Annotated in this window: 12 protein-coding genes and 1 pseudogene; 5 read left to right on the top strand and 8 right to left on the bottom strand. The window is 53.1% G+C overall.

The window, feature by feature from the left end; translation table 11 throughout:
- The first annotated feature begins 54 nt into the window (after window positions 1-54).
- Both ACR0LF_RS15165 and ACR0LF_RS15160 read left to right on the top strand, forming a co-directional pair.
- Window positions 55-651: a hypothetical protein gene (locus tag ACR0LF_RS15165; protein WP_480856425.1), complete on the top strand. Its 597-nt coding sequence runs from the start codon at window positions 55-57 to the stop codon at window positions 649-651.
- A 307-nt stretch (window positions 652-958) separates the two neighbouring features.
- On the top strand, window positions 959-3,559 hold the full coding sequence (locus ACR0LF_RS15160) for a calcium-binding protein (RefSeq protein WP_480581140.1): 2,601 nt from the start codon (window positions 959-961) through the stop codon (window positions 3,557-3,559).
- A 246-nt stretch (window positions 3,560-3,805) separates the two neighbouring features.
- Here the strand turns inward: ACR0LF_RS15160 and ACR0LF_RS15155 are convergent, their stop codons facing one another.
- Window positions 3,806-4,438 (bottom strand): tyrosine-type recombinase/integrase, encoded by a 633-nt coding sequence (locus tag ACR0LF_RS15155; protein ID WP_480581141.1) that lies wholly within the window; start codon window positions 4,436-4,438, stop codon window positions 3,806-3,808.
- A gap of 267 nt (window positions 4,439-4,705) precedes the next feature.
- Between ACR0LF_RS15155 and ACR0LF_RS15150 the strand changes: the two genes are divergently transcribed.
- Window positions 4,706-6,019, top strand: coding sequence for a cell division FtsX domain-containing protein (locus tag ACR0LF_RS15150; RefSeq protein ID WP_480581143.1), 1,314 nt, complete (start codon window positions 4,706-4,708; stop codon window positions 6,017-6,019).
- A 199-nt stretch (window positions 6,020-6,218) separates the two neighbouring features.
- Here the strand turns inward: ACR0LF_RS15150 and ACR0LF_RS15145 are convergent, their stop codons facing one another.
- Window positions 6,219-7,253 (bottom strand): helix-turn-helix domain-containing protein, encoded by a 1,035-nt coding sequence (locus ACR0LF_RS15145; protein ID WP_480627538.1) that lies wholly within the window; start codon window positions 7,251-7,253, stop codon window positions 6,219-6,221.
- A gap of 163 nt (window positions 7,254-7,416) precedes the next feature.
- Here ACR0LF_RS15145 and ACR0LF_RS15140 point away from each other — a divergent pair, with 163 nt between their 5' ends.
- Window positions 7,417-8,604, top strand: coding sequence for a sterol desaturase family protein (locus ACR0LF_RS15140; protein WP_480581147.1), 1,188 nt, complete (start codon window positions 7,417-7,419; stop codon window positions 8,602-8,604).
- A gap of 363 nt (window positions 8,605-8,967) precedes the next feature.
- On the opposite strand, the gene ACR0LF_RS15135 is transcribed toward ACR0LF_RS15140, so the two are convergent.
- Window positions 8,968-9,822, bottom strand: coding sequence for a LysR family transcriptional regulator (locus ACR0LF_RS15135; RefSeq protein ID WP_480581149.1), 855 nt, complete (start codon window positions 9,820-9,822; stop codon window positions 8,968-8,970).
- Between the two features lie 51 nt (window positions 9,823-9,873).
- On the opposite strand from ACR0LF_RS15135, the gene ACR0LF_RS15130 reads away from it, so the two are divergent.
- Window positions 9,874-10,863, top strand: coding sequence for an aldo/keto reductase (locus ACR0LF_RS15130; RefSeq protein WP_480581151.1), 990 nt, complete (start codon window positions 9,874-9,876; stop codon window positions 10,861-10,863).
- A 255-nt stretch (window positions 10,864-11,118) separates the two neighbouring features.
- Here the strand turns inward: ACR0LF_RS15130 and ACR0LF_RS15125 are convergent, their stop codons facing one another.
- From ACR0LF_RS15125 to ACR0LF_RS15105, 5 genes and pseudogenes are all read right to left on the bottom strand, one after another.
- A complete protein-coding gene (locus ACR0LF_RS15125; protein ID WP_480581152.1) occupies window positions 11,119-12,003 on the bottom strand; it encodes a DMT family transporter in 885 nt (294 codons plus the stop codon).
- Window positions 12,000-12,740 (bottom strand): TfuA-like protein, encoded by a 741-nt coding sequence (locus ACR0LF_RS15120; RefSeq protein ID WP_480581155.1) that lies wholly within the window; start codon window positions 12,738-12,740, stop codon window positions 12,000-12,002. Before ACR0LF_RS15120 ends, ACR0LF_RS15125 begins: the two co-directional genes overlap by 4 nt.
- Window positions 12,737-13,930 carry a YcaO-like family protein gene (locus ACR0LF_RS15115; RefSeq protein ID WP_480581157.1) on the bottom strand — a complete coding sequence of 398 codons (1,194 nt, stop codon included), beginning with the start codon at window positions 13,928-13,930 and terminating at the stop codon, window positions 12,737-12,739. Before ACR0LF_RS15115 ends, ACR0LF_RS15120 begins: the two co-directional genes overlap by 4 nt.
- Window positions 13,931-14,047: 117 nt before the next feature.
- Window positions 14,048-14,386: a hypothetical protein gene (locus ACR0LF_RS15110; protein ID WP_480581158.1), complete on the bottom strand. Its 339-nt coding sequence runs from the start codon at window positions 14,384-14,386 to the stop codon at window positions 14,048-14,050.
- Window positions 14,387-14,489: 103 nt separating this feature from the next.
- Window positions 14,490-15,285: pseudogene (locus tag ACR0LF_RS15105) on the bottom strand (IS5 family transposase).
- Window positions 15,286-15,573: the final 288 nt, after the last annotated feature.

Genomic DNA, 15,573 nt, shown 5'->3' with positions numbered 1-15,573 from the left:
CGTTTCTAACAGATTTTTGGGTGCCAAGTACCAACTTTAATGAGGAGAATACCAATGACTATCAACACACATACAAACTTCGAAATTGCGGCCGATGACGTCATCGCAGTGCCCCCGATCATGCCCGACCCGCGTTGCGGCACCCCGGTGCCCCAGGATGGCGAAGATCTGGTTGCTGTGACCCCTCTGCCCTTCGATCCGATCGTTCTAGACCAGGGTGACGACGTCATCGCCGTACCCCCGATCCTGCCTCTGCCCAAATGCGGCACCGAGGTTCCGCAGGATGGTGAGGACTTGGTCGCAGTCGCTCCACTTCCCTATGGCGCAGTTCCCGCCGGCGAAGGTGAAGACGTCACTGCTGTGCCCCCGATCATGCCCGACCCGCGTTGTGGCACCGAGGTTCCGCAGGATGGCGAAGATCTGGTTGCTGTGACCCCTCTGCCCTTCGATCCGATCGTTCTAGACCAGGGTGACGACGTCATCGCCGTACCCCCGATCCTGCCTCTGCCCAAATGCGGCACCGAGGTTCCGCAGGATGAGATGGAAATGACCCCGCCGCCTTTGTGCGAGATCGTTCCGACCGCGGACGGCGAAGACATCTGCGGAACGCCTGTTCCGACCGACAGCTTCTTTGTCGATCTGGTCGCCTAAGTGGGGCGAAACTCAGCGATCATCTCTCGCTGCACACCCAAAACCCGGGCGTCGAGGTTCCTATCGAAACAGACGCCCGGACAAGCAGAAGGAAAAGCAAAATCACCGGCTGGGGCCTTTGACGGCGCCAGCCGGATTACTGGTTTCTTCTGGTCTGCGTTTCTATTTTTGTCATACTTTGTAACAACTTAGCAGACCTTTTGCTGTTGAGATCAACAGTCGGAAAAACCACATCTTTCCTATGATCTGTGATGCGTATGGGCCCGAACCTCGGGTGTCGACCATCCAGGAAACAGGAGGAAAGAAAATGAAACATGTAAAAAAATCAAACTTCCAGCCCGCTCGTGCGGGATTGGTAGATCTTTCGACCGATGTCGGAGCTCAGGAGGAAGACTTGATCGTCATTCCACCTCTGCATCCGGTACTGGAAGATGCCACTGAGACACAAAACGTGATCGATCTGGACGCGGTATTCCCGCTGCCCTTTGATCGGGCCTATTCCGAGGATGACATCAACGAAGCCCCGGGAGCGACAGAGCGGTCAGAAGATCTTGTTGCCCTAATGTCGAGCGCGGTGTCTTCTACCACCCTTCCGCCGCCAGCAGATCACAGCTGGGCACCGAGACGGGCAGAGCTGGACAAGTACAAGTACTTTCTCAGCGTAAACAAAGTTATGTCCAATGGCGAATACTGGATGGCCGACGGTCAGCACAGTTTCAGCAACGTGATGACAAACGGTGTCAAGTCCAACGAAAAGGCTGTTTATACAAAGATCGTTGGCAATGATGGCGACAACGTTATCCACGGTATGGGTTCCTTGCACTATCAGCGCAATGGGGAAATCAAGCATACCTATGACCATGATGACCTGATCTATGGCGGTGGCGGGAACGACATCATCTATGGGTACTCCGGTAATGACAGGCTGTTCGGAAACGAAGGCGACGATGTTATCTTCGGTGGCGCCGGAAATGACTATATTGATGGCGGCGACGGAAATGACATTCTGTTCGGCGGAAGCGGCTATGACATTCTTATCGGCGGTGACGGCGACGACTGGCTTTTTTCCGGGCCCACGGTCAGCATTAGCGGCACTATCGATGAGCTTCTCGGTATTCCGAACGGTGCGGACATGTACGGTGGAAACGGCGCCGATACATTCGTAATCGGTACGGGGAGCGAAGTTGTTCCAGTCGGCAACGACGGAGGAGCACCAGCTTGGCCCGGCACTCTCGCCCAGATCCTCTCAATCGGCTCGGTATTTGTGCCAAAACTTGGGGTGGCCAAGAAAGCGGTCATGCTGGTCAACACAATCGCGGATATGTTCGGAATGTCCAAGGACAGCGAATCCATCGCCGGCGGAACAGCAGGCGAGCATATGGTGACAAAGATCCGGGACTTCAATCCGCTTGAAGACAAGCTGATGATCCCGATCAAGGATCCAAACAACATCGACTTCTACTTTGAGGAGGCGCACAATCCGAACGTTGTGTTGGTCATCACGGATAAGATGGGCAACAAGATCGCCGAAATATCCTTTGCAGATTCAGAGGCTATCTTCGGAGAGGGTGTCACGTCCTTCCCCAGCAAGTACATCGAACAATTTGTTGCCCAGATGATCTCGGGTGCAATCTTGGTCGGTAAAGACGGCGCCTTCTATGGTCTCGAAGACCAGCAGAAACTGGATGTCGATCCCCGGGTTCTGGAAGAGTTGGGCGACAACAATTTCCTGTTGATGGGTGCCTTCGGCGGTCAGGAATTCAACGGTGATGTCGGAACGGATCTTGTGCTTGGGACCAATTATGGTGACGTGATCACGGGTTATAACCTTGATCCCAACGCACCTGGTATAATCGACCATTACGAACAAGCCGACGATGTCCTGTGGGGCTTTGGGGGCGATGACCTCTTTATCGGCGGTGGCGGCAGCAATACCTTCTATGGTGGGGACGGCAACGATACGGTGTCTTATCAATACGCCAATCGTGGCATTGTTGCGGACATGATGCAGCTGACCGAGAATGGATACTACGAAGTTCTCAATGGTCACATGAAACGGGAAAACCAAAACAGCACCGACGTCGAAGTGATGAAATATGACAAGCACTTCGACATCGAGAACATCATCGGCAGCGATCAGGATGACATCATCTATGGCGACAACAATGACAATATCTTTGTCAGCGGTGGCGGCAATGATGAGTTGGCCGGGCGTGGTGGTGCTGACACCTTTGTTCTGACAGGTGGCACAAACACGATCCTTGACTTCAGTGCTGACGAAGGCGACCGGATCCAGATCCATCTGGAAAACTATGGTCTGGTGGAAGGAGGCATTCTCCATCTGTCCAAGGTCGCTTTTAACGGTGGCACGCATCTTGTTCATAGCGGCTCTGGTGAAGTCATCGCGGTTCTAAACGGTGTTGACGTTGACCAGTTCGACTTGAGCAAGGATGTCGATTTGATGGGCCCGAACGGTGACGTCTACGAGTTTCAGACTGGTACAGGTAATCTCATCGGCACAGATGCCAATGACATCCTTTATGCGACGGCCGGAACCAATTCGCGTCTGGAAGGAGGCAAAGGTGACGATGCCATCGTCATGAACGGTGTTGGCTTGCATGTCTACGGAGGCGAGGGTGCTGATGCGTTTATCTTCGGAGAGACCTCAGTGGTTTCTTTTATTCACGACTTCAACGCTGACGAAGGCGACACACTCTGGCTCGATCTAGAAGCACATGGTCTAAACAGCATCGATGACCTGACTTTTGGGCTCGCGAATGGCGGAGTTACAATCGCGTCAGGTAGTGAACTGTTTAACTACATAGGCACCGTCTATGGCAGCGATGTTGATACCGTTCGAAACTCTATCCGGGACATTTCCGGATCGGAATACGAATGGCTGGTGTAAGCCCAAAACCAAAGTCGGTTTATTCTGAATCAAAGCAATCTCCCGCCCCCTATTCTTGACTAGAATCAGTGGGGTGGGTTTACGTGTGACTACATCTCAAATCGACATGAACTTGGACAGTGGGGTTGGGCACCACATAAATTGTGCACTCGCAGCGAACGGCAGTTTCGACGGGCTGCGACGCAGCATGGAGACTATGGGGTGAAGGTCCGGAAAGGGCCGCCCCGCGAGAGCGACCCGTTGGCCTTAGACCTCTATCGCTTCGGCGATTGCTAAGGCATCCTCGAGTTCGACGCCGAGATACCGGACTGTACTGTCCATCTTAGTATGGCCAAGCAGAAGCTGAACAGCGCGTAGGTTTCCGGTCTTCTTGTAGATCTGAGTGACCTTGGTTCTCCTCATTGAATGGGTGCCATAGGCGCTCGCCTCGAGACCGATCGCTGTAACCCAGTCCCGGACGATCCGCGCATATTGCCGGGTCGAGATGTGCAAGCGCTCATGAAATCGGCCGGGCCAAAGGTACTCCGAACCGACCATCAGCTCATCTTCCATCCACTTCTCAACAGAGGCACGTGTGCCTTCTGATATCTCAAAGCGCACGGGATTCTGCGTCTTGCTTTGAAGGACCGAAGCCCGTTCCTTAATCTGACCCGATGACATGACATCGGCGACCTTCATCTTCACCAGATCGCAGCCGCGGAGCTTACTGTCGATTGCCATGTTGAAGAGCGCAAGATCGCGATGGTTTTCGGCAAGCTCGAGGCGAACTCGGATTGCCCAAACATGCTTTGGTTTCAGCGGTCGCTTCTGGCCGACGATGCGTCCTTTGTTCCAGGCTGGGCGAAGAGCACGAATGGCAGGTAAGTTTGGTGTTTCCATGGTTGATCCTCCGATCCGCCATGCCCGCCTACAACGACAACCCGACGTTGACTGGAAAATTTTATCACAGCATGCCGCGCTGCCTCCGAGGTCCGCGATGAGCCCTTAGCAACCGATGCTGCAAAGCATCTAGATGGCCGCTTTCCTCAATTCGGGAAAAAATGCACAAGTGGTAATCAGAAACTGCTAACTGGCTTTGCTAAAATAGTTTTTACAATACTTCAAAATCTTACGTTGTAACCACATCAGAACATTGGCGACTCAAGTATGATTCACAGTTTGGTTGTTTTCTGCTACCTAGCTTTCCTGTTCTTGGGGTTAGGCAGTGCGTTTTTGCCGTTGTTTCTGATGTGGAGAGTAGCAGGCCTTTCTATTGCCGCCTATGCAACGGGAAAGCTCCTCGAAGGACCCGTTCATTGGTCTGACCAAGACTTGGGCCACTTCATCGGGGTAGCGATAATACTATTGTTTAGCTGCGTAGTAGCACTCGCGATACTCATAAGGCTGGCAGTTTCAGCAATGCGAAAAACCTTGAGTATTGATACAATGATCGGCCCAAAGAACCGTTTTATGTATTGCTTTGATGTCACAGCGTTAACCGCCATGGGTTGCTGTATTAGCTTAGCCCTTACGATATCGCTTGCCTATGTTCTTTCTGGTGTGTCCGTGGGTGTGAATGTCGATGTTGGGGTAGCCGTTTTGGCAATGTTCATCGCTGTCGTTGTTTTCGTGCTTTCAAGGAAAAAAGTAGCGATCACAATCACTTCTACCTTCGTCACTTTAGCTGTATGCGCAATCGTTGGAGCTAAGCAACCCAATCGAATAATCACAAACGCTCAAGAACTTGCGGACGGGCAGGCTTGGTGCCTAACAACCTCTGGTGGATCGGGGCCAGTTTATGGGGTTCAACAGTTAGGTTTTTTCACTCTCCCAAAGAAAGATTCATACCCACATCTCGGGCTGTTGAAACGCGATAATGACGAAACGTCCATGATCGCTCACTGGTCGATACGCCAACAGAGGTTTGTTCAAAGCACCAACCTTTATTGGAGTGTTCCAACCTGTCACCCTACCGAAGACTTTGATGAAGCGCTCAAAAATGGGGAAGTCGAGAGCACCAACTACGGCGTGGGTCCTCACGTGTATTCCATCGGGCGAGAGTTTAACCCTAGAGCCTACACTGATCGGGTTTCGATCCGTAATGATCAGTTGGCTAAATCAGCCAGCATCCACCCTTCGATCACTCAAATAGTGGAGCTGATCTACAACCCACGTGAACCAAATGTGCCTGAGAACGCGATACCTCTCGCTATGATGCCAGACCCTGACGAGTTGAACGCTGACGACCTGACGGGGAGAAATAGACTTATAGTCGAGGGATTTGACGAACAGACTGAACAACGTTTGATCCTGTATTGCCTGCACGGTCCTTACGTCGACCGCGTTTGCTACGCTCAAGTCTTTGAGGGCTCACTGGGTTATACGTTTTATCTTCCTTTGAGCGAAATAGACCGATGGCGCGAGGCGACAGATCGCGTAAAGTCACTATTTGGATCGCTGCGTGCTAACTCGCTTCACTAGCGTCGCCGTAGTGCAGGCGGTAGCCTTCGCCGTGGTAAAGCTGACTTTCCATCGATTGAAAGGAAAGTCGGAAAAGCCCGCATCTAGTGAATTCGCAGAAGTCGAGATTTTGCATTTGCAGCGAATGTCAGCAAAGCGGGCGTGCGCGCGCAGAATTTCGATGCCGTGCTGAATGTCGGCTAAGGGCCGTTAGCAGCGATCATTCCTCTCGTAACAACGCTTCATTTCGGTATTCTGTGGGGGTCTTGCCTGTTTGCGAACGAAAGGCCCGATTGAATGGCCCGAGCGAAGAGAAACCAACGTCAAATGCAATGCTGAGCACTGTACGCTCAACCATTTCTGGCTTTTCTAGCATTGCTTGGGCCTCATGAATGCGAAATGCATTCACGAAGCTGGTGAAATTGCGGTGCCCCATTCCCTGATTGATTGCAGATCTTAGCCGATGTTCTTGTGTTCCTAGTTTGGCGGCCATTTGTGCTACGGTCAGCCCTTCCTCTCTCCAAAGCCCTGCTGCCATCGCAGTTTCAATGCGCTTGATCAATGCCGCTTGCGCAGGGTTCGGGTTTACGTCGCGCTGCGAGGCAGCGGAGTGTTCGATCCAGATGTCGGGCGCAACACGCACCGACCAGACCAGGAACGCAGCCGCGGATAGACAAATTGCTGATGCCTGCAGCAGGAATACCCAATACGGAAGCACTTGATCCAAATGGGTGATTTCAATCACCGTGGTGATTATGCCAAGGGTCAATAACCAAGCCAGAAACCAACGGCGAAACCGGCGACGATCGGCGATCAAATCTTCCACTTCGCCTGACACAACAATTTTCAGCATGTGCAAAAATAAAATCAGCACGCATACGCCACGAACCACACCCAGCGGAATCTGCAGCTGGGTCAACCAGCTTGTCGCAACGATCAGCACCGCAACGACGATCTGCCAAGGTTGAATGACAACGTCATCCTGAAATAGCTCGATTGCGGCCCAATAGATCAGAATCGGTATCACGCCCGAGATCATCACAAGCACAAACCGGACAGGCCCCTCGCTCAGGTCGATACTCGGAGAGGATACGATCACATAAGGGCCAAGGCTCAGGCACAGCAGCACAACGGCCAGACTTTTTTGGGTCCAGGGCCCGTTCGTCAGAAAGATCAAAGCGCAGAGATAGAGCACGCCAACGGCGCTGCCGCGTAGGAAAGTATCGAAGAGCACCAAGTCCAACATCACACGCATAAGCGAAGTGCGAATTGGCTAGCCGGTCAATGGTTGGACCACGTCGATACTGAAAAATCCTCGCCGAAAACTCAAAACACCCATCGGTTTTCGAATTCAGAGAGCATTCGCAGTCCGCCTGCGTCAGGTCGTTGTGCACGTCCTTTCGCACTTGGAGAAATCTATGACACATCTCATTGCACTGCTTTCCGTCTATGCAAATGTCTTTGGAGGCGACTTCATGCGCTTTGTTTTAGGCGCAGGCGGTACGTATCTGTTGATCAATGTCATTCTGGCACGTCGGCTTGCCGCGCAAAAAATCCGCCCTTCAGATCCACCCAATGGCCAGATCCGTCGCGAGATTCTGGCAAGCTTGCGGACCGTCCTGATCTTTACCGCCGCTGGGACATCAATCGTGCTGGGTGCAAATGCCGGGGTCATCACGATATACCAACAGGTCGCGACATTTGGCTGGACCTATTTCGTGTTCAGCATTGTAGCGCTGTTCGTCCTTCACGATGCGTGGTTCTATTGGACTCACCGCGCGCTGCACTACCCGCCGCTGTTTCGGCGGTTCCACCGGTTGCACCATAGATCTCACCAACCCACGCCCTTCACCTCTTACAGCTTCGACGTCGGTGAGGCTGTGGTAAACGCTCTCTACCTGCCTTTGGTGTTGATCATTCTCCCGGCGCATCCATTGGCGCTGTTCGTCTTTGTGACCCATATGATGTTGCGCAATGCAGTGGGACACTGCGGGGTAGAGGTCTTTCCTGCCAATCAGAAAGGGCAACCCGTCTTTGGCTGGCTGACAAGCGTTACTCATCACGATTTGCATCACGCCCATGCCGGTTACAACCTCGGGCTCTACTTCTCTTGGTGGGATCGGATGATGAAGACGGAGCATCCTGAATACCTCGCCGAGTTTTCCCGTGTTGCGCCACGCATCCCGACTGCCGGCCTGAAAGCAGTAATTCTGTTGGTGGCAATTGTTGGTGGTCTGGCAGCCAGCCGCGGCGATGCCTTCGAGCTCAGCGGTCGTTACGCGTCGCCCGGGCTTGGTATTATAGTCGCGTTCGAGGATTGCGGCCCGGAGGGCACAACCAGATGCGGGCGGTTGCTTTGGATGTGGGAGGGGCATACGTCCCACGCAAAAATCGGCGATTTGATCCTTACGGATCTGGTGTTCAATGGTACCGCCTGGGAGGGAATGCTGCGGGACCCGGAAACCGGGCGGACCTATCGAGGTTCGATCAGACAACCGAGCCAACATCGGCTTAACCTCAAAGGCTGCGCCGGGATCATCTGTGCAAGCCAAACATGGCACTCTACAATCTACCTTCGGACCGTACTTTCTGAACACGGAGGTTAACTCCACGCATTTCGAGTGAGCGCCTTGAACACGCTAAAAAAACGGCGGCAGGCCTGATATGCGATATCTCAATATCCCGTTCTCATAGTGTACACAGTGTATTAACTGCGCGTCCAAACAACGGCCTTGTCCGCGATTTATCAGTTCGTCGCCTTCTGGATTTGGCAGTAGCTGCGAATGTCTGCAAAGCAGGAGGCAGTCGCAGAATTTCACCTGGCTGTCAGATGTCAGCTGTGGGCCGTTCCTGTGATCAGTTATTGGCGGGGCAGGGACGGTTTCTGCAACGGCTCCAAGGTCCGCTCGGAGCCCAAAGTGCTTGATTCTGCACATAGGTCGAACGGCAGCAATCGCCTCGCGGCTTTTCTAGTTCACGCAGTTTTCTTGCAAAATTTTGAGCGTCCTATTGATCACGCTGCGCACCTCAGGAAGAAATCTGTCCTCGTGATGTGTTACGAGCCATTGATCGTGCGTTAACTCGGTAATTGGTGATGATACCCTTGCAAGCTGCGGAAACTTTGCACCGATGAAGGCGGGGAGAACAGCGCGGCATGAACCGGCGAGGGCCAGGTCAAGCGCGTTTCGCGGCTGCGTAATCTCTACGTCTTCTTTCGTTCGTGGCTTGGTCTGAACCCACCGAGCGGAGGGAGTGGTTCCCAGAACACGTGCCCAGCCTGTAACGCTTTTGTCGAGAGCATAGACTGCGAAACGAACCTCACCAATTCTGCGACCAGCAAGCCGCGTATCGGCCGGGCGGTGATTGCGAACTCCGATAACGGCTTCACGATGCCCGATTTCCAACGTCTCATCATCCGCAATGAACCGAAGTCTCACAGGCTCGCGGCCTGCTATGAAGGAAACCCTTTCGCAAAGCACATGCGTTACCCAGCTCCCCGCGGAAACCTTCACCAACGGTCCCGCCCATTCGTTCTTGCCATTCACTAAGGGCAGGATACGGTTTTCCAACCCGGCTACACTGGCCAAAAGTTCCTCTCCGTCGGGAGTGAGCGCATAGCCACGAGCAGTTCGTTCAAACAGCTCTTGGCCCAGCCGCCTTTCCAACGCCAGCATTCGCCTGCCAAGGGTCGGCGCACTTTTTCCTGTCGCGGTTGCCGCGACAGACAGGCCGCCCAGCCGGGCAACGGCGAGAAACAGCCGTAGGTCGTCCCAATCTAACATCATTTCATTCATGAAATGACTTTTACAGAATGTTCCATTCATGTGAAGGCGCGGGTGTGTTCTCGTGCGGGAAACGATATCTGGAGGTATGTGATGCGCTTTCTAAATCAGGACATTTCCCCCATCGGCATGGGATGCTGGCCAATTGGTGGTCCGATGTTTGCTGGAGATGAGACAGTGGGCTACGCGAACTCTGATGATGCGGAATCTGTCCGGACTATCCATGCGGCGTTGGCATCTGGTATCACGCTATTCGATACCGCTCCTGCCTATGGCGCAGGACATGCGGAACGGCTGCTAGCTCGCGCTCTCAAAGGTCGTTCGGATGCTATGATTGCAACCAAGATCGGTGTCGCCATTGACGAGGAAAGCAAACAGCTTTTGGAGAACGAAGAAGACCCAGGCAAGGTGGGTCCTGCGATTGACGCGTCGCTTTCACGGCTCGGGCGAGACCGGATTGATCTGCTTCTGCTACACCTCAATAGCCTTTCGGTTGCAAAGGCAGAAGCGATTTTCGACGAGATGGAGCGGGCGCGGGTGGCAGGAAAGGTGCGCGCATACGGTTGGAGTACGGATTTCTCTGTCAATCTCTCATGTGTGGCGGAACGACCGGGATTTGCAGCGGTCGAACACGCCATGAATGTTTTGCTCGATGCACCAAACATGCAAAGCGTTGTCGACGAACACGGCTTAACCGCATTGATCAGATCGCCGCTTGCGATGGGTCTATTGTCTGGAAGGTACTGTTCCGAAACAACCATGCCCGACACCGACATACGTTCAACGTCAAATCCCCGAACGGACTATTTCAAAGATGCCGCCGCAAATCCCAAGTATCTTAAGAGGCTGGATTCCGTAAGAGACTTGCTGGAGACAGGCGGACGCAGTGTGGTTCAAGGCGCAATCGGTTGGCTTTGGGCAAGGGGTCAGACGAATATCCCTATTCCCGGCATACGAACAGTGGAACAACTCAAAGGTATTGCTGGGGCGTTGTCCTTTGGGCCTCTGCCTGCATCTGTCATGGGCGAAATCGAAACTGTGATCGAACGCAGCTCTGCGGATGCGATAGACCGAGCCCGCTAGAATATCTAACCAACTATCTTGAGGGATGAGATTCAATTGAGGGTGGTCCACAATCTCATCGCTCATTTTCTCTAAGCGGGCCTTGGCAAGGTCGCCGCGAATTGACGGTTTGTCCTGCGATGTGTGAGTTTGGCGCTGCCTGGAATTCGCGCTTGCAGCGAATAACGGCAAAGCGGGCTGCGACCGCAGCATCGTGCCCTCGGTCGAGTGACCGCTTTGGGCCGTTTTACGACCATCAATGGCAGCTTTGTGAGGCTATTGTCTTCGGAACCTCTTATTCTTCTTGTTATGCTCGGCTTGATCAGAATGTCGATAGGCCAGCACACCGCCAAGGGTGATAAACCCAGCACCAATCCAACCCCAGAAATCGGGCAGGTTGTTCCAGAACATGTATCCAAAAAAGACGGCCCAGAGCATTCCTGTGTATTCGATCGGTGCAAGCACACTGATGGGTGAAATTGAACACGCGGTGGTACGGAAGTACACGCACATGGCACCGAATATACCCAGCGCGCAAACAAGCCAGATGTTCGCTAAATCTGGAAGATAAGCTCCATCTGGAACAAGAAGGACGGCCACTGAGAAGACCATGCAGTATTCGTATCCGGCAATGGCTTCTGGCGTGTCGCGGCGTGACAGGGCGCGGGCAGTGATCAGGCCAAAGGCGCTGCAAACTGCAGCTGCCAATGGGAATAGGGCTGCCATGTTGAGACCCAGACCGGGCGGGCGTATAAGAAGCAGTGCCCCAATTAAACCTGCGATAAGCGAGATGAATTGCGTTGTTCTTGGGCGTTCTCGGAACACAATTAGAGACAGGCACATCGAAACGATTGGCGCGACCATAAAAATCATTGTCACTTCGGCCAGCGACAATACGCTCAGACCAGAAATAAAAAAATACATTGTCCCCAATGTCAGCAGACCTCGGGCCAGCAAGAGGGGCCATCTTGGCGACGCCAACGAATGCCAGTTGCGGGGCGCTATGAACGTGAAGAAGAACAAAAGTCCAAAGGTACTTTCAAACAGGATGATTTGAATCTCGGAGTACGACTGAGCCAAAAGCTTAGCGACAGCATCCATCGCGGACATAAAAAACACGCCGATTGCAAAGTAGGTGGGCCCGTTGGCGTAGTGTTTCACCTGTCTTTGTCGTGTGCTGATGAATCAAGCTGATCAAAAATCGACGTGCGCTCGAGATGAAAACGCGCAGAGAAGCGATCAGGTGTTGTTTTCAGAAATTGGTCCATGAACTTCAGCATTTCGATCGCATCTTTTTTTTTCAAGTTGACTGTGCCCTGCTTTAGCCACTTCTCAAGCGCTGATAAGTCTCCGGGCCGAAGGCCATTTTGAGAGCCGAGCCGGAGCATGTGTTTGTAGGATCGATTTGAGAAATACTCTTGTTCCATGAGAGTGAGGAGCTTGGTCGCTGTTTCCGGGGAAATAACACTGCTTGCCGACGCTGCCTCAAGTGTTGCCCTGATGTTCACAAGCGGCTCTGACAGCGCGGGATAGTCCAACTCGGCAGGGCCGTGATTTAAGGCAACCTCGTCATCACGGGTCAGTCTCCCGTCACGGTAATCCTCAAAAATGCGGCCGACCCCCTTCATACCAAAACTATGCAGTTCCGCCGCTCGCAAAGCTCCCATGCTGGAGCTGCCAAACACATGAATTCCCCGATCAAGCGCCCAGAGTATTTCCTTGTGCAGGACGGTCGGGGTAAACTGAAAATAGCCATCTATTAGGCCAATAGCGCGAGGGTGTCTTGAAACGACTTTCATCACGTCACCCTGTGCTGCCGGCGGCAAATACTCTGCCGGCATAATTCGTTCGGCTTCGCTTTGTCCTATTGTGGGGCCACAAAATACAAAAACAGTCATTGTATCAACTCAGACGCGTTCTGGGCCCTCAGGCCTGCGACGTAGCGCGGGTCGTCATGAGGGCCTTCCAACCCGGGTACCAGTACCCGAACGACCGCGATTTGGTCTGAAACATAGTCGGCAGTTAAATCGATGAAGCACGCGTCGTCATAGCCGGCAGAATGGAGTTGGGATTGAATCCAGCCTAGGTCGCTATCTGGTGAGTTCGTATCAAATGATCGTCTTGCGGCAAAACTCTGTTGTCCGGAACGCGCTATCGTCTCGCGAAACTGCATTTCGGAATAATAGTCCTTACGCAGATCATCGCGAGCACCCGTGATCAAAGTCAGTCTTTCTTGCGCCGCTTCAGTCAGGGCGCGCGAGAGTGCAATTTCCCTACACGGATGGCATCCAGCGCCCACGGACGGGCGAGAGAGTAGAACGGGCACGTTTCCTTTTTCGCATGCCCAGGTCAAATAGGCCGGTACTTCAATGTCAGACGTAACATCCCATATGGCCAGATCAATATCGGCGTCTGCGAATTTGCGAAGGATCTGACGTAGCGCCGGATCGTGAATTGTCCGTTGATCAATGCGCCGCGCGTCGCGTGATTCCCAAGCCAAATGTGACCAAAGCGCGACCGAATCCCGCTCGATCACTTCGCATAAGCCATGTATTTTTGACTCTGCAAGTGAATTCCCAGAGGCCAAACCATTAGACGTTGACAGAAAAAACCCACTTCCAGGCGGTAAAGGGCGTGTATAATTTGTATGTACCAGTTCATAGGGAACCCAAATGCCGTCCTGACTATTCAGCTGCCGCATCTGAATCCACAATATTGGTGTGAAAGGGTCGAAGACTGCCCCGTTGCTTAGCGGCAGCTGATCAACATGAATGACCTCGTGCGTGTACCTGATATCTTCAAGGCACGCGTGAATGACGGGCGATATGATGCGTTCAGCATGAAAAATTTCAATGGATTCCATAACTGCAGAGGCGACCGCAGCGTCGTGGGTCACTCCCTTCCCCTGAGAAACAGCCATTGATCTCGAATTTGGTCTGCAGACAACAATTGTTGGTAGCCCCACGCGATCCAGACCCGTAACATCCGCGATGCGCGTAATGCCGAAAACCGGAAAGAGCTCCCGCATCAGGTCGACAGTCTGTGCAGGTGGGCGAATACGACGCGTACCGTCAAAATATTGCTTCAAGGTCAGCTCCCACCCAACTGGTTTGGTGCATCCTGTAACGCAAACCTGTTTGTGCAACGTCGCGAGCGCTGGCTCAAAGGACTTGAGCCAGCCTCCGTAACGTTTTGGTACCTGGTATCAAGCGGTTGGTTGGATCTTCGCACCACACTGGGCGGGATCAATCCTGGCTCCAAGCTGCGACGGGTCGATTTTGGCCCCGTATTGAGACGGATCAATTTTCCCGCCGTGCTGACTGGGGTCGATCTTTGCGCCGACTTGAGAGGGATTGTCGCAGCGCAGCCCGTCACCGGCCAGCTTGTGTTCGGTAGAAGCTGACCCACCAGCGGGTTTTGTCTGCAGCCGGCCCCGATTGATCAGGATCAGACTGCCATCTGGCGCGCGAACGGTTCTCTGAATATCCAACATTTTTCTTCTCCCTAGATCGATTTCATGAACTTTGTTGTTTTGCGCCTTCAAAAACGATGAGGCTCTTATTCTTAACATAAAAATTGGTTCTAATCACCGCCCGCCGGATCTGCGGGTGCTTTTCGAAGCCTTTGGTTCAGGACTCGTTCTTGTTTCATAGCCAGAATATGACAGTGGCGGCGAGGGCGATGGTGGAGAGGAAGACCTTTGGGTTCCTGTCATAGCGGGTTGCCACGCGCCGCCAATCCTTGAGCCTGCCGAACATAATTTCGATCCGATTGCGCAGTTTGTAGCGGCGTTTGTCATATTTGATGGTGGCCTTGCGTTGCTTCCGATCAGGGATACATGCGCGTATCCCTTTGTCTTTCAGGGCCTCTCTGAACCAATCGGCGTCGTAACCTCAATCTCCGAGCAGCCAGTCGACATTGGGCAGGCTGCTCAAAAGGGCCTTTGCCCCGATGTAATCACTCACCTGCCCGGCGGTAACAAAGATGTTCAAAGGTCGCCCTTTGCTGTCACAGATGGCGTGCAATTTGGTATTCATACCGCCTTTGGTTCTGCCAATCAGGCGACAGCGTCCCCCTTTTTGACGCCCAAACTGGACGCTGTGCGGTGGGCTTTCAGATAGGTGGCGTCCACTGCCCGGCAGTCGAAACGCAGTTTCGATGAGAGGGGATCATGATCGTCTTCTCTTCGCCATACTCAGCGGCCAGACCAACTAACATCTGGGCAAAGATGCCTTGGTCACTCCATCGTTTCCAACGGTTGTACAGGGTCTTGTGCGGCCCGTACTCCTTGGGTGCATCCCGCCACCGTAAACCATTGCAGTTGATGAAGATAATCCCACTCAACACACGCCCGTCATCGACACGAGGCTTGCCGTGGGATTTAGGGAAATAGGGCTCCAGTCGCGCCATCTGCGTATCGCTCAGCCAAAAAAGATCAGACATGTCACCGCTCGGTTTTCGAACGGTGAATCATGCCGAAAAGCGGAAATCAATGGGTCCTGACCCTAAATCCACGAAGGTCAATGGGTCAAAAGTTTGCGACAAATCCCAGCCGCTTACCTGAAGATGAAACATCAGGAGTGGAACTCGTTCGTCGGCCATTTTTTGCGTTGGGAAAAGAAACACACCCTGGATACCTGACCAGGGTACCGGGGCGCGGATTGGCCAAAAGGTGTGCCGTTATCAGACCATCTGTGTCGCTGGAGTGTTCGTTACGCTCTGGCGCTCATG

This window comes from Ruegeria sp. E8, from assembly GCF_056533985.1.
Note: the sequence above shows the minus strand (reverse complement) of the source record. Positions and strands in the feature narration are given on the sequence as shown.

Excerpts from the sequence above, each read along its gene's own strand:
- ACR0LF_RS15165 (WP_480856425.1), top strand. The coding sequence starts at position 55 with ATGACTATCAACACACATACAAACTTCGAAATTGCGGCCGATGACGTC.
- ACR0LF_RS15160 (WP_480581140.1), top strand. The coding sequence starts at position 959 with ATGAAACATGTAAAAAAATCAAACTTCCAGCCCGCTCGTGCGGGATTG.
- ACR0LF_RS15155 (WP_480581141.1), bottom strand. The coding sequence starts at position 4,438 with ATGGAAACACCAAACTTACCTGCCATTCGTGCTCTTCGCCCAGCCTGG.
- ACR0LF_RS15150 (WP_480581143.1), top strand. The coding sequence starts at position 4,706 with ATGATTCACAGTTTGGTTGTTTTCTGCTACCTAGCTTTCCTGTTCTTG.
- ACR0LF_RS15145 (WP_480627538.1), bottom strand. The coding sequence starts at position 7,253 with ATGCGTGTGATGTTGGACTTGGTGCTCTTCGATACTTTCCTACGCGGC.
- ACR0LF_RS15140 (WP_480581147.1), top strand. The coding sequence starts at position 7,417 with ATGACACATCTCATTGCACTGCTTTCCGTCTATGCAAATGTCTTTGGA.
- ACR0LF_RS15135 (WP_480581149.1), bottom strand. The coding sequence starts at position 9,822 with ATGAATGGAACATTCTGTAAAAGTCATTTCATGAATGAAATGATGTTA.
- ACR0LF_RS15130 (WP_480581151.1), top strand. The coding sequence starts at position 9,874 with ATGCGCTTTCTAAATCAGGACATTTCCCCCATCGGCATGGGATGCTGG.
- ACR0LF_RS15120 (WP_480581155.1), bottom strand. The coding sequence starts at position 12,740 with ATGACTGTTTTTGTATTTTGTGGCCCCACAATAGGACAAAGCGAAGCC.